Genomic DNA, 13606 nt, shown 5'->3' with positions numbered 1-13606 from the left:
ATGTCGGTGGTCAAAACTAGACTATCTCTGAAGGAGGAATCCGAGATGAGCGATCAGCACAATATCTTCATCAGCCACCGTCACGAGGATGACGCACTGGTCGGGGATCTCAAGAAGATGCTCTCAGGCAGCGGTGCTGAGATCAGAGATTCTTCGATCACGAGCGAGACCCCGAACAACGCGAAGAGCCCCGACTACATCAGACAGATCCTTGCCGACCAGATCCGGTGGGCGGGCAAGATCATCGTCGTCATCTCCCCCGATACCAAGAACCACGAGTGGGTCGACTGGGAGATCGAGTATGCCCGGAAGTTCCCGGACAAGCGGATCGTCGGGGTCTGGGCGCCGGGCACCACGCACGACGACATGCCCGAGCCGCTCGAGGACTACGCGAACGCGATCGTCAATTGGGATGCTCAAGCGATCATCGACGCGCTTGACGGTAAAGACAACTGGACAGAACCCGGCGGTGCGCCTGCTCCTGTGCAGTCGATCCCTCGAGCTGCCTGCTGATAAGGGGGTAGGGGCGTGAGGGTGTTCAGCTACATCGTGCGCTACGACGTCGGCTTCGCGCCCAATCCCTTTCATGGCGTCTGCTCTCTCGCCACTTGCAAGCAGGACATCCGTCGGGTCGCCCAAGTCGATGATTGGATAGTGGGAACCGGCTCCCGCCCGAATGGCAAGGCAGGGAACCTCGTCTACGCGATGCGCATCTCAGAAATTGTGAGCTTCCAGGAGTACTGGCACGATGACCGCTTCGCCGAGAAGCGGCCGAACCTTCGGGGCAGCCGCATGCAGCATTTCGGCGACAACATCTACCACCGCGATCCAGACGGTGAATGGATCCAGGAAAATTCTCGCCACAGTAAGGATGACGGCTCCCTAGAGGCGCGACACATGCTGCGCGATACAAAAAGCGAGCGGGTGCTGCTGGGCGATGAGTTCGTCTACTTCGGTGGCGCGGGGCCTGTCATCCCCGAATCGCTACGCAACGACTACGGCTTCGACCTTGTGCACGCTGGGCCTGCTTATCGCAGCAATTTCACTGACGTGCATGTCGCGGCGACCGTCGAATGGGTGCGGTCGCTTGAGCCTGGCGTGCAGGGTCGCCCGCATGACTGGCTTCGCCGCCTGCAGCCAGCAGCAGACGTAGCGTGAGCGTCAGCGACTCGACCTAGAACATGGGCTCCAGAACGCCTACATGGGCAAGCTCGTCCCCCAGTACCTCTTCCTGAGGAAGAAGACCGTTGATTCCCCACTTGGGCGGGAAGAAGAGCGTTATCGGCTCAGGCGTGGAGGCGTAACGCGACTTGATCCGGCTCCGCGCGCTGGCGAGCTCCGGCACCGCCTCACGACAGTACTTATCGGTCTCGCAGAAGAGGTTCTGGGCATCGATCGCCTGGATGGGCCGACCCCAAAGACCGTTGAACTCAAGTCCTAGGCGTGCAAACTCGGCCTCTTGGTTGTCGACCATCCACATGATCACTTCTTGTGGTGTGAGTCCGCCGAGGTCGGAGAATACTTTTTTGATGCCGCGCAGGGCACCCGGGCCAGGTTTGGTGAAGTCGTTCTCGGAGAAGTTCAGGTGCTCGGAGTAGTTCAGGTCGATCGCCATCTGGTAAGACATGAAGTCCCCCATCAGAGGGAAGATATGGAGAAGGTCGTAGACCTCCTCCAGCGACTCGGCCTCAAGGATCCGCTCGGCCAGACGAGACCGCACGAACATGTCCCGGAACAGCTCCACATGGTTCAGGTGTTTGGTCTTGCGACCGTAGGCGTTTGTGGCGCAGAGTATGAACGCCCCCGTGTAGAGGCCGCCGTTGCGTTCCCTCGCCTCGGTGAGTGCGGATTCGAACGCCCCGGACTCCAGGTCTGCAATGCGAGGCGAACGCCCTAGGGTTCCGGTGACGGTCTCCCACGTGCCTATATTGCTGAAGTTTCGGAACGCGACGATCTGGAAGAGACGGTCGGCTGGACTTGAGTCGTCGTCACGGTATGCGACATCACGAATGAGGTACTGGCTGACGCGGTCAGCCGCACGGTAGACGTTGCAGAACTTGTACTCCTGGAGAATCCGGTCCTGCGTCCACGGCCGGGGGGCTCCGGCGACACGCGCCTCGAACACTTGCTGTCGCTCAGCGGCGAACTTCCAGTAGAGCTCGTAGACCCCGTCCCGGGGAGTTGGTGCTCTCATATGTCTGCTTCTCCGTTTAGTACTGCCCTTAGTTGCGCGCTTCCCATGCCGGAAATGCAAGCACGATCGCAGTGTCGCTACTGCACTCCATCATCTCCTCCGGATGAGTCGAAGCCCAACAGAACCGCCGTCACGAACGTCCCGAATCCCGCCGAAGCGTGTCGACTCCACGCGGGTCTGACACCCCGACCGCAAGCACGAGGCGCAACGCGATCTCGGTCAGGCGCTCAGCCAGCGCGAGCTTCTCCAGCCACTCGCCCTGCGGGTGCAGCTGCAGGAAGGCGTCCAGCTCGTCGAACGCCGTCGAGGCATTTGCCGCTTCCGCATGAACAGTCCCGACCTCGCCGGCGACATCGCGCACCCGCATGAGATCCTCGAAACCGTCCGGGCCGTCGCTGAACCGCTCGCCGCCGTTCGCGAAGATCCTCCCGGCGACCTCTGCGGACTGATCCGCGAGGAAGGTCTCATACTTGACCGCATATACCAGGAGATCGACGGCGGTATCCAGGAGGGTCTCTCGCCCCGCTGCGGCACCGTCGACGACCTGATCGATGCGGTCGATCTTGCGAGCAAGGTTGGCGGCGATACTGATCAACTCACCACGCTTCTTCCACGAGTTGCCGTAGGCAGCATCTTTGGACCGATGGAGCGCGATGACGGACTCGCGCAGGTCGACCCAGTTCAGTGCAGATGCGGGCGGGGAGAGAAGTTGTGGGGAGTCTCGAAAGAGTTGCTCGTGGAGCGCGAAGGCAATGTCGCTGTGACCAAGCTCGTCGACGAGTTCGCGTTGCCGAGCCTCGTCCGCGCCCGCAGTGATAGCCCACTTGATCGCGAGCGCTTGAAGGAACTGACGAAGCAACGGGTCAGGGAAGCCAGTGATTTCCGCGTGGCAGTCCTCCCCGGACGCCAGACGGGCTTCGAGATCGAACCAGCGGTCAAGCAAAGCGGTGAAGTCCTGCCACGGAGTCTCAAACCGAGCCCCAACCCACGCCTCCTCGTAGCCCGTCGCGCCGGCGTATCCGGCGTATCCGGCGAGGGCGCGATCGGCCTGCTCATTCCGCTCGTCATAGAGATGAAGCGATGAAATGAAGAACGCCGTGTTCCCAACCGGCGCGCCAACCCAGAACGCCATCATCTCGTGCAGCACGCTCCACTCGAACGTGTTGATTCCGGAGAACCCCCAGAGAATGTCGTTAGAGCGCACGGTCACGTTCAGATCGACACGGCCGTCCCTGACGAGAAAGTGGAGCCAGTTGTTACAGGGCACATCCAGCGTCTCGACAAAGTCGCGCGCCGGGTCGAACAGCACGGCGACCGCCCGCCGGGACTCAGGGTCCGAGCGGAGGAGTTTGCGGATCTCATTCACCTGATCAACGCCGTCCCAGTTGCGCAGCCGCGGGCCGTAGCCGCCACGCCACGTCGCCTGATCATCCGAGAACTGCAGCGCACGGCCCAAGTAGCGAGCGAGGTACTCCATGTCGTTGCGTCCAGCGAGTACCCACATTGTCTCGGCGATCGTGGCAAACGCATCATTGCGACGGCCAGGGACCGTGATGAAACGCTCCATTGGGTTTTCCAACGTCACTGTTCGAGCAAGAAGCTCGTGAGTCCGCATCCCACGAACCCTCACCGCATGCCCGGTTGAACGAATCTCGGCAAGCTCCGCGACAAAGGCACGCGCGGCATTGCGATAGATCATGAGAGCCTCCTGCCTACTTCGCGCTGATACTGAGTATTGCTTGCGCCACGCGAGAATCCAACGTCCAGAGGGCGAGATCAATTCGTGTCGTCACCGGGCGAGTCGCTCGAGGACATTCGCTACTCCCGACGCGCGACTGGCATCAGCTGGCGGTCGATTTGCAAACAGCTACAAGCCTGGCGCGGGCGTGGTTTCGTCGGTGAATGTAACTGGAACGATGTTTGAGTCGCCAACCCAGTTTGTCAAAGTCGCCAGCGCACCCTGCTCAAGCTTCTGAGTGAAGACAAGAACAAGGTTGTGTTTCGCGCGCGAAGCTGCAACGTAGAACAGGTTTCGTGACCGTTCGAAGCTTTTTCGTTCGCTGTCGTTGAGTTGGTCTCTCCTTGGATAGTTCTCGAGCATCTTGGCAAAGTCGTAGGCCGACCAGCCGCGTCCGAGCACGACGACTACGTTGTCGAACTCGGCACCTTTGACGTTGTGCTTCGTTGAGAACACGGTCTTGTCATCCACGTACGCTGCTAAAGCTCGAATTTCCGCGTATGACACGCTTCTCAGCCTCTGATATTCAAGAAGGCGGGGCTCGGATAGTTCCGTGCCCGATTCAAGCTCGGTGAGTGCTTCCTCAAGGCGGGTCTGGCGATGTTGTACTTTGCTCGGGATCGAGAACAGCTTCTGCCCATTGAGGTGGTCGAGCACATCGCCCACAGTTCCGTTTGCGCGCAGGGCATTGAGGTTCTCGAAGAACTTGGTCCATCGAGTTTTGTCACGAGGAGACCGGATGTGTGGCTGGGAACGGCCAAGAACATCGAAGAGGTCGCCGTACTTATGTGCCTGGAATGCAACGGCTGCTGGCTCGACGACATCAAGCAAGTATGCGAGGACAGGATCCTGTTTACGAATGAACGCATCGTTGTATTTAAAGATGGTAGGTAGTGATTCGTACCCGAGCTCGTTGGCGATTGAAGTGTGAGTGAGCATGAGATTCTTGACATCACTTGTTGCGTCAGTCCAGCGGTGTTCTCGAGCGTCTGCGGTAGCCCATTCCAACGTCTGGTGACTCGCCGCGTGTGAGATTTGCCCCTTCCAGTTGCTCCCGAGGCGCACGCCAGGCCACTCGTTGGTGTGGTAAATCGTGATCGTCCCTACTGCCGCATCCTCGGCCGCAGCCTGCTGCAGCTCTGGCCGAAGCTGATTGAGAAAGTTAACGATTGTTGTGCCAGAACGGAAGTTGGCATTTTTGGGGATTGCGGTTATAGCTGGATGGTCGATTGATCCACACGTTTTGTCGTAGATCTGCTGCCAATGGTCTCCGAAGATTCCGTAGATAGATGTCAGGGGGTCTTCTTTGTGACCGATGAGCATCGCCTCCACCAGCCCTTGGGGTGTGTCCTGATACTCGTCGATGAAGATGATTGGAAATCTGTCCGCGATAAGTGCACGAAACTTGGCGTTCTTGAACAGCTCCATAGCAAGACCGGGGACATCGTCGTGGTGGAGGGTTGCGACGTGATCACCGATTCCGCGGATGCCAAGGTCGTAGTCGATCTCCAACCCGTCGAGTGTTGTACGCCCTTCGAGCGTTTCCTGCCATTTCTCGGCCACGAGAATGGCTTGTGCCAAAGCCTTTTGATACGGCCGTATCATTTCCCAAAGAAACCCGTGCAGGGTGTCGGCGAACACGAAAGGGCTCGAATCCGTTCGGTTGACAATCTCATCGCGAGCTACGTTGGTGTAGGTCAGGCAAGCGATTTGCTGGTCTGCTCTTGGGAGGTATTTAGAGCGTTCTGAGAGTATGTGTTGCAGGGCCCGAATGAGAGAGTATGTCTTTCCGGCACCTGCGCCTGCTTCAAGTTTGAAATTCTCCCGAGCCTCCAATGCAGCGAAGACGGATCGTAACGCAGAGTCGCTTTCTTGCTCTGCTGTCCGTAAAGGTTCCACTCGCAATTCGCTCACTTCACAACCACCGGTCCCCCAGCCTCGGTTGTGACTTCAGCGTTCTCCGGATGGCTGAAACCCAGGAGCCAGTCGAGTCCCCGCTGGATGTAGCGAGGCGTCACCCAGTCGGTGTCGTTAATGGCGAACCTTAACGCGAAATCGCTCTTCTTGTGCGCCTCTGCTTCCGCCTGCGCCGCCTCTTCATCGGCCACCGCATCTCCAGTCAGAGCGAGCTCGAAAAGTGTGGGATTTGCCAGAATAAAGGCATCTTCAAAGGACCTACCGCATGCTTCAACTTCTGCTTCAGGAACTTGGTAGGCGATGTATCGATTACCGCGCCTGATGGCATCCGTCTCTGCGTCTCTAAGTAGCTCCGTGGGAGTTACGTCTTTGTTGGAGAACCAGTGTTTGATAGTCGCATTGCTTGTTCGGTCACCGGAGTGCACGCGGGCTGCCGTGCGATTCGTGCCACCTGCTTGAATAGCGACAGCGTCAATGTCAGTGATAGTCAGGCTTGGCAGACCAAGGAAGTCGAATAGAGGGAAGAATATGTGCGCGTATGCACCGCCAACTTCCAGCAACGTCACATACTGGCTCGAGAGCTTCGCCGCGCTCTTTTCAATCGCTTTTGGAACGATCAGACGCTCGCTGGTTCCTTCGACGAGTATTGCCTTGTCCGCGAAGAACAGATCCGATCGTGTCAGCGTCAGGTATTGGTGGAGGAACTTTTCGTCGATGTTTTCGGCGCGGCTGAGATCGAGAACTTCCGCGTGGTGGCCTTGCTGACCTGTCACGGCACGAGCCAGGCGGAAGTATCGAATCGCCGAGAACGGTGCCTTGTTGGCGACATGCGAAGAATGGGTGGACACCAAGAATTGGGCCGACCAATCCTGACTGGTCTTATCGATGCCAGGGAACAGTTTCGCGAGACTGCTCAGTTGATCGATGAAAACTTCCTGCATCTGCGGATGTAAATGAGCTTCGGGCTCTTCCACAAAAACGAGATGAACACCTGGGGTGTTGCCCCTGGCCGCGTACTCCCTGTAATAGCTCAGGAGAGTCAGGAGAATCAAGATGAGATTCCGTGAGCCGAGTCCGCTGTACGACTCTGGGAGTGAAACTCCTGCTACCCCGCGATAGTGGACGCTCGTGTAATTCGAGAGCAATCGTTCAATGTCAAGTTTGGTCTTCGTCTCAAGTTCCTGGTCATGCAAACCGGGATATCCGAATCGTTCGAGCGTCGGAATGACGCCAGCAACCATGCGCCCTACCTGAGCGCCAAGTTGCGTCTCAATTCCCTCCACGGCTTTTGCAAGATCGTCGGCGGTCCGGCGCTGGGCGGTATCGTCTTCTGCGTTTGATGCAGCGGTAAAGAGTGACTGAAAGATCTGCCCGATTAAGTCCTTTGGGCGCTCTTTTTCGTCGTCCAGTCCACGCTGTGCTTGCAAGAAATCAACTGTGATGAGTTTGCGAACTGCATCGAGCGTAACTTCTCTCGTGTTCGACGAGTCGTTCGGGTCAACTGCTGCGATCGTTCGTTTGAAAAGTTTGGGAATTCGGTCGCCTACAGCGTCAAGCACTGTCACGGTACTTGGTAATGCGCCAGTTGTCGGGTCCAGGGAGATCCCTTCAAAGAACTCCTTCAAGCGCCCCCCTTCGAGCGCATAGTCGAATTGGACTCTAGCCTCATTGCAGCTCAAATCGAGATCGACGATGAGAGCAGACAACGGTCCGTACTCAGGAAGTTTCGGGTCGTACGCGATGTTGATCGTCAATGTGATCGTCGGTAACGCATCTCTGGCCGCGTCTTCGTTGTGATCGAGATACAACTCGCAGGCACGACGAAACTGGTCATACGTCTCGGACGAGAAGTCAGCAAGAGCCAGCTTGAAGCTCGTCTTTTGGAAGAACCGCGACATGACCTCCGCCAATGAGGTCTTCCCTGTGTTGTTGCGCCCCACCAGTACCGTTGCACTATCGCTGAGAGCGACGTCCACCTTATGCAGAAGCCTGAAGTTCCTCACGCTGATGTTGCTGACGCGCAGCGGCGCTGGAGTTGCAGGAGCTTCCGGCCGAGACGCATCGATTGATGGCGCGATGTCCGGGGGCATTCGTGGTCCTAACTGGAGGACCGCTTCGTCTTGCGCCCCTACGGAATCGGAAGATACCTGATTGCCCAAGCATGCCCGACGAATGGGCGTCTGTCGATCAGGACATACCTGGACCGCTAAAGCGGCCCTTTCAACCCGGTCAGGCGTCCATCCATCTCGAAACGACCTTCATTTCCTTTGCGTCGTTCGCGTTTGACCTGGCGGGCCCATCCTGGTCAGGAAGCGCACGTACATCAGGTGGCGGGCCCGATCAGCCGTGACATTCAATGGGCCTGGCTCGTGGACACGCAGGCACCTCCTCGTTGGAGTGTCACATAGCCGCAATCCTATGAGACAACGCTCTTCGCCGAGGAATCACAGCCCGCGGGTCGCAGCCGCCAAATCGCGCAGATAATTTGCCGAGCGCTCTACGAAGCCGCGGCGGTGGAATTCACGGTGTGTCCCATGGCCCGACGTTCAGCATGCTTGATCCGCATTATCAACACCGCTGAGACCGGCCCGATCACGAAAAACTTGAGCGCGTTCCAGATGCAGACAAGTGCAACGACGTAGAGCCAGCGGGACGCTCCCCCGTCGATGAGAGCCGTGCAGATGCTCGCGGCGAAGAGATACGGGATGGCGAGAAGCATCGCGGGCACGCCCCACTTGAGCCCGCGGCGGGCGCGAATCGCGTCGAGCAGGATGTTGGTCGGCATGTACCTGCGCATGAAGTTGCGGAGGTGGATGCTGATAACCCAGATGATTCGAAACATGACAACGGTCCTCTCATGGCTCGGCAACGTTGAACCTTGAAGGACTGCCCTGGGGCCGTCATGCCATCGCGCGGGCGATGGCGAACATTGAGTGTGTCGCCTGGTTTCAAGGGTACGCCGGACCAACGACATACGGAAGGGCGGCTCTGTGCACCTTCACGGTAATGACTGCTGTGAAGGAGCCCGATGATGACTTCCCTCTCTTCCCTCGGACACGACGAGCGGAGCGCGCGTACCGTTCTCTCGCTCGTGGCTCCACCGAACGATCCGTCGACCGGTCGTCTCGTTGGCCGAGTCGGCGCTGTAGAACTGCTCCGCCTCGCTGATGCTGACGGCGCGGTGCCCGGCCTCGACCAAATCGCAGCGGCAGTATGGCGCGAACGCTTACACACTGTGAGCAGCGCCGACACCTTGGCCACACAGATGGCAGCCTTCGAGCGACAAGGTCTCCGGGTCCTGATTCCGGGTGAGGAGGATTGGCCAGTCGCCCTCAACGATCTCGGAGCCCGCACACCATATGCACTTTGGACGCGTGGCGAGACTGCGCTGCTGGCCCAGCCTCTAGCCGACCGCATCACGTTGACCGGTGCGCGCGCCTCCACAGCGTATGGAGACCACATGGCGATTGAGCTCGCCAGTGACCTCGCGCTCAGTGGCCGTGTCGTTGTCGCTGGTGGTGCTTACGGCATCGAAGCAGTCGCACACCAGTCGGCGTTGGCGACCGGTGGAAGAACGATTGCAGTCCTCGCGGGTGGGGTCGATCGCGCATACCCTGCCGGACACGCGGATCTGTTTGCGCGTATTGAGCAACAAGGTCTCCTCGTTTCTGAGGTTGCACCGGGTGTTGCGCCAACACGGCAGCGCTTTCTCGATCGTGGCCGGATTATGGCCGCGCTCTCCTCGACGACGGTGATCGTTGAGGCGGGGGCGCGGTCAGGATCGCTGCGTGTCGCCAACGAAGCAGTGGAGCTTGGTCGCTCAGTCGGTGCGGTTCCTGGCCCCGTGACGAGTGCCGCCAGCTATGGCTCCAACATCCTTATTCAAGACAGACGCGCCCGTTTGCTCACAGGTTCCGAAGACGTTCTTCGACTCGCCGACGAGGACAAGAGCAACGACCCCAACACGGAGCTGTCACGAGCATTTCGCATCGCTGCAGCTTGTGATCGTCGCTCACCCGATTCACGCGGCCTGTAATCGCTCATCTTCTTCAGCGCAGTTGACTGGAGAAAAGCGCGTGCACCGGCGCGACTGGGCAGCGGTCAGAGCACCCGCCTCTCCGAAGTCCTCTCAGACGGCTCACGATGGGACTGCACAACCTTGGCCGCGGCGTTCATACGGCGGATCTCGGTGAGTGCTGCTTCGGCCCTCGCGTGATCGATTCGCTGCGCCGTGGCCTCGGGTCGGAGCCCAAGCGGGCTCGGCGTCGTGACGGCGTATCGGTCGCGATACGCGGCGATCGTCCGCGCTGCCAGCTGCCAACTCTCACGCCCCGATGCGGCAGCGGGAGCTTCACCGAGTGACGCGATCCATTGCGCATCATCGACGATGGCTTTGTCGCGCACTGCGTCGGCTCGCTGCGTGATGAGGTGACGACGTTCATCGAGCGCCTGACGCATGTCACCAGCAACCGGTCCCATCGTTTCGGGTACGAGCCCGGCGATGAGCCTGGGCACCTTGCGTGTGCGGCCTGATCCAGCTGGTCGCGCGGTGGCGTCGATAACTCGGTGTCGGATGACGGCAGCGATGTCGTCCGCATCGCCAAAGCCACGCGCACGGACGAGACGTGGGAGCAAGTTGGCCAGGTCATGATGGTTTGCTTCAGCTCGGCGCAGCTCTGCAGTCAAGGGGTCGAACGCATCCGAGCTAATGACCTCCTCGGCTTCTTCTGTACTGAGGCCGGACGCTCGCACCAGGGATGCCCACCGGTCGCGCTGCGCGGCCGAGGCGATCGTCTCGTATTCTGCGGCAAGCTGCGCGATCGATCCCCAGGACTCTTGTTCAACGGCGATCGTTTCATGCGCGGAAAGTTCGGCACCGACGTGCTGGAGCACTCCGGTGAGAACGCTGCGGCCGGTGACTTCATCGTTCTCACCAGGATGTGGACCATCGTGGGATGGGTCGGGCTTGTCGACTGCGACGTAGGCGACGTTGGCATCACGACCCCGTGTCATCGCCACGTAGAAGTTCTCCCGGGACATCGTCGAGTCGACGAGCACGTGTACAGTATCGGTGGTGAGGCCTTGCGCGCGGAAGGATGTCACGGCGTAGCCGAGTTCGACGTGCTCAGCTACATAATCGGCTGGCAGAAGAACGCTGGTCCCCCAGGAACTTCCAGCCCGTCGAACAAGCATCGATCCATCGCGTCGAACATCGACGACGTTCCAGCGATCTCCGTTGCGCACCCAGCCTCGCCCTGCCAGTAGGCGGCGGTCATTGCGGCGCGTGATGACGATATCTCCGGATGCCGCATGGGTTCCATCGTGCAGCTCAGACTCACGTGACCCGCGAACGGCGCCATCGAGAATCAGATCGGTGCGCGCTCGGTTGTTGAGTGCGGTCACCGATTCATTGGAGTCTGAGACGAGAACCGTTGCACGCCCCGCGACGAGATCGCTGCGCCAGGCGGTATACGCTGAATCGATCATTTCCTCGGTGTCCCCGTCAACGATGCGTTGGTGCTCGTCGTAGGTGTCGATGACGTCGGTGTGGCCATGGCGAAGATCGAGGGACGCACGCTTTTCCCAGTCGTGCGTGAAGCGGTGAACGTCGATAAGTTCGGGCACGTCATAACGATCATGCGTGAGCATCCCAAAGGCGCCGCCCGCGTCGACAGCCTGGAGCTGCGCGTAGTCTCCGACGAGCAACACTTTTGCCCCAGCATCAGCAGCAAGCTGGGTGATTCGGTCCAGGGAAAGCGTTCCCGCGAGTGACGCTTCATCAACGATGACGAGCTGGCCCGACTGAAAGGTCTCACCTTCTCGCAGGTGATTCTGCCACCACTTCGCCGTGTTCTCAGTTGTGATCCCGAGATCCTCGGCAAGCACTTGTGCCGCACTCGAAGAGGGGGCCAGCCCGACGACGGATCGTTGACCGTGTTCCTTTTCCCATGCCCGGCGTAGTGCGTTCATGGCGGTCGTTTTCCCGGCGCCAGCCGGGCCGACGAGCAGATCAACGACACGACCGGAGACAGCGATCTTCGTCAGCGCAGACGCTTGGTCTTCCCCGAGCACCAACCCCTCACGGTCGGGCTTCCGCACGATGCGTTCGACCGTCTCCAGCGAGACGGTCGGGCCCGTTGTTGTGTGAGCGAGTTGAAGCAGGCGCTCCTCGGCGTCGAGCAGCTCACCCGACGAGAACACCGTGGAGTTCTTCGGCCGGAACACCGACGATTCATCGCTCCTGCGAAAGATGGCAGGGCTGGATGCCAGTTCGGGCGGCGTGAGCCGAATCGACACGGCCTCGGCAGCATCGACAACCATGCCGATGATCGCTTCGCGATCGCGTGTGCTGGCGAAACGGTACCTCATCGTTTGCCGGGCAGCTTCGGCGGTGAGATTCCAGCGGCGCCAAGTGGAACGCTTTTCCCCGACTGCGGCCACGACGCTCTGTCCCAGCCCACGAACTACGTCAAGCGGCACATCATCAGCGCGCAGGAGCAACGGCGCCTCATTCGCCGTGACCTCGCGTGCCCAGCGAGTGGCATCGACACCAAGGATCGTGCCCGCCCGATGCCTCCATTCAGTGGTGAGTTCGGCGAGGGAATGGATCTCTTTCTCCGGTCGTGTGGCGAGTGCCGCCTGGGCACGCAGCTTGATGATCGTCGTGCGGGAGGGTTGTCTGCCGTGCTTCTCCACGTACGCGGCGATGAGCCGATCCTTCTCCTCGTTGATATGCCGCGAGCGCGACGAAAACTCGGACACGAGTTGTTCTGGGACCTTCGCTATGGCCCATGCCGCGTTGCGGTCTCGTCCGCGATCACGTGTTTCCCACTCCACACCGAAGAGCCGCGTGAGGTGATCCGCGAACACCGCTTCGTGGAACTCGGAGAGCGCCACCGTTGCAGCGTGGAGGGGGCGCCCGTCCAGGCTTCGCCACTTGTTGTCGAGCACGGTCTGCACCTTGTTGCTGATCACGACGTGCGTATGCAGGTGGGGGTCACCCGCGCGCGAGTCGTAGTGGTCATAGGCTGTCGCGATCAGCCCGCGTACCTCGACCTGCGCAACGGCACCATCCCCAGGGGTTGCACCGGCGCGAGTGGCTGCAACCTCGCGCTCCATGAACGCAACCACTTCTGCAACCGCCGCGTGATGTGCGTTGACGATGAGTGATTGCGTTCCTGCGTCAGCGACTGCCCACAGCACGGAGGCGGATTTCGGGATGGAGAAGGTGAAGTCGTATCCGGCCACTGCTCGTCGTGTGCCACGCTCGGATTCCGCGGCCTCGATCGCCGCGACTGCTCGGCCCCGAGCGGTCGGCCCCAGCTTGGGATCGAGCGTTCCGACTCGCTCCTCAACGCGTTGAGTCACGGACTTGTAAGCCGGGTACGCCCGCCCCAGCGGGGCACCTGTGAGAGGGTCACGCCCCATTCCGATCAACAGTTGGAGCTGCGCCTCGGTAACTTCATCACTGTCGCGGAGTTGCCCGCTTCCGAGCGTTGGGAGGCCGCTGCCCATCCAGCGTCCCGGCGGCGTGCCGTCCGCGTTGTAATACCTCGTCAACGGGGTCGAAAGGTCCCGGTCGCCGTCACCAGCCGCCACTGTGCGCAGCAGGTACTTGTAGCCGTCGCCAGCCGACATCACCCGCATCGACACCGTCACCGCAGCTCACCTTCCCTCCATCAAGGAGGAGGTGAACAAGCAGGATCAATGGCTTCAGAAATCACACGCGGGTGGTCGCGACCTCGATCTGCAAGACG

Annotated in this window: 9 protein-coding genes; 3 read left to right on the top strand and 6 right to left on the bottom strand. The window is 60.0% G+C overall.

Translation table 11 applies throughout. The annotated features are described in order from the left end of the window. The first annotated feature begins 45 nt into the window (after nucleotides 1–45). Together K323_RS0102470 and K323_RS0102465 are read left to right on the top strand one after the other, a co-directional pair. On the top strand, nucleotides 46–513 hold the full coding sequence (locus K323_RS0102470) for a TIR domain-containing protein (protein ID WP_022883705.1): 468 nt from the start codon (nucleotides 46–48) through the stop codon (nucleotides 511–513). 21 nt (nucleotides 514–534) lie between these two features. Further along, the gene (locus K323_RS0102465) at nucleotides 535–1158 is read left to right on the top strand and encodes an Nmad2 family putative nucleotide modification protein (RefSeq protein WP_211219811.1); all 624 of its coding nucleotides are present in this window, start codon (nucleotides 535–537) and stop codon (nucleotides 1156–1158) included. A 16-nt stretch (nucleotides 1159–1174) separates the two neighbouring features. Here the strand turns inward: K323_RS0102465 and K323_RS23875 are convergent, their stop codons facing one another. The 5 genes from K323_RS23875 to K323_RS23850 all read right to left on the bottom strand — a co-directional run bounded on the left by K323_RS23875 (nucleotide 1175) and on the right by K323_RS23850 (nucleotide 8691). After that, a complete protein-coding gene (locus tag K323_RS23875; RefSeq protein WP_022883703.1) occupies nucleotides 1175–2194 on the bottom strand; it encodes a nucleotide kinase domain-containing protein in 1020 nt (339 codons plus the stop codon). Nucleotides 2195–2324: 130 nt separating this feature from the next. Then, nucleotides 2325–3893 carry a thymidylate synthase gene (locus tag K323_RS28695; protein ID WP_022883702.1) on the bottom strand — a complete coding sequence of 523 codons (1569 nt, stop codon included), beginning with the start codon at nucleotides 3891–3893 and terminating at the stop codon, nucleotides 2325–2327. 168 nt (nucleotides 3894–4061) lie between these two features. After that, nucleotides 4062–5846 (bottom strand): UvrD-helicase domain-containing protein, encoded by a 1785-nt coding sequence (locus K323_RS23860; protein WP_033372343.1) that lies wholly within the window; start codon nucleotides 5844–5846, stop codon nucleotides 4062–4064. Then, nucleotides 5843–7939, bottom strand: coding sequence for an ATP-dependent nuclease (locus K323_RS23855; RefSeq protein WP_022883700.1), 2097 nt, complete (start codon nucleotides 7937–7939; stop codon nucleotides 5843–5845). The genes K323_RS23860 and K323_RS23855 overlap by 4 nt, the downstream gene beginning before the upstream one ends. 407 nt (nucleotides 7940–8346) lie before the next feature. Continuing rightward, on the bottom strand, nucleotides 8347–8691 hold the full coding sequence (locus tag K323_RS23850; protein WP_022883699.1) for a hypothetical protein: 345 nt from the start codon (nucleotides 8689–8691) through the stop codon (nucleotides 8347–8349). 189 nt (nucleotides 8692–8880) lie between these two features. On the opposite strand from K323_RS23850, the gene K323_RS23845 reads away from it, so the two are divergent. After that, nucleotides 8881–9885, top strand: coding sequence for a DNA-processing protein DprA (locus tag K323_RS23845; RefSeq protein WP_051147186.1), 1005 nt, complete (start codon nucleotides 8881–8883; stop codon nucleotides 9883–9885). Between the two features lie 65 nt (nucleotides 9886–9950). On the opposite strand, the gene mobF is transcribed toward K323_RS23845, so the two are convergent. Beyond that, entirely contained in the window at nucleotides 9951–13508 is a 3558-nt protein-coding gene (gene mobF, locus K323_RS0102425) for a MobF family relaxase (protein WP_022883697.1), read from the bottom strand. Nucleotides 13509–13606: the final 98 nt, after the last annotated feature.

It is taken from the genome of Glaciibacter superstes DSM 21135 (assembly GCF_000421145.1).
Taxonomy (GTDB): Bacteria; Actinomycetota; Actinomycetes; order Actinomycetales; family Microbacteriaceae; genus Cryobacterium; species Cryobacterium superstes.
This window is presented reverse-complemented; position numbering and strand designations above follow the sequence as displayed.

Excerpts from the sequence above, each read along its gene's own strand:
- K323_RS0102470 (WP_022883705.1), top strand. The coding sequence starts at position 46 with ATGAGCGATCAGCACAATATCTTCATCAGCCACCGTCACGAGGATGAC.
- K323_RS23875 (WP_022883703.1), bottom strand. The coding sequence starts at position 2,194 with ATGAGAGCACCAACTCCCCGGGACGGGGTCTACGAGCTCTACTGGAAG.
- K323_RS28695 (WP_022883702.1), bottom strand. The coding sequence starts at position 3,893 with ATGATCTATCGCAATGCCGCGCGTGCCTTTGTCGCGGAGCTTGCCGAG.
- K323_RS23855 (WP_022883700.1), bottom strand. The coding sequence starts at position 7,939 with ATGCCCCCGGACATCGCGCCATCAATCGATGCGTCTCGGCCGGAAGCT.
- K323_RS23850 (WP_022883699.1), bottom strand. The coding sequence starts at position 8,691 with ATGTTTCGAATCATCTGGGTTATCAGCATCCACCTCCGCAACTTCATG.
- K323_RS23845 (WP_051147186.1), top strand. The coding sequence starts at position 8,881 with ATGACTTCCCTCTCTTCCCTCGGACACGACGAGCGGAGCGCGCGTACC.